This is a genomic window from Romboutsia sp. 13368 (assembly GCF_018336475.1).
Classification (GTDB): domain Bacteria; phylum Bacillota; class Clostridia; order Peptostreptococcales; family Peptostreptococcaceae; genus Romboutsia.
Window position 1 is genome coordinate 1,097,562 of the sequence record NZ_CP048741.1, and the last position, 520, is coordinate 1,098,081.

Below are 520 nucleotides of genomic sequence, written 5' to 3' on the forward strand. Positions count from 1 at the left end.
TTATCAAAGAAAACTAAAGATGAAATAGCATTCTTTATGGCAATAAGATCTTTTATTATGAAAACAACAAGAACTGGAAAGCCTGATTTAAAAGAAGTAAATGCTAGAATATCAAAGATGCTAGAAGARGCTATARTAGGTGATGAGGTAATTGTTTTAACTAGTGCAGGCTCACAAGAGACTTTTGATTTATTAAATGAAGATAATATAAATAAGYTAAGAGCGTTACCTCAAAAGAATATAGCAACTAACATATTAATGAGAGCTATGAAGGATAAAGTAGAACAAGTAAAGCAAAAGAATATTATTGTAAGTAGAGCATTTAGTGAAAAACTACAAAAGATAATAGAAAAGTATAATAACCGTAATGATGAAAAAGATGTATTTGAARTATTAGAGGCTTTAGTAGATTTTAAGCATGAGTTATTAAAAACAATAGAATACAGATAGTAGTTGGAAAAAATCAGCTATAGAATATATAGAAGTTTATGAGGATATAGTTAACCAAAAGGGGTGATTA

Annotated in this window: 1 protein-coding gene; it reads left to right on the forward strand. The window is 27.3% G+C overall.

Features of this window, described 5'->3' with window-relative positions; genetic code table 11:
* A partial coding sequence (locus tag G3997_RS04465) for a type I restriction enzyme endonuclease domain-containing protein (protein ID WP_296648729.1) occupies window positions 1-450 on the forward strand: 450 nt, incomplete at its 5' end.
* Window positions 451-520 lie beyond the last annotated feature (70 nt).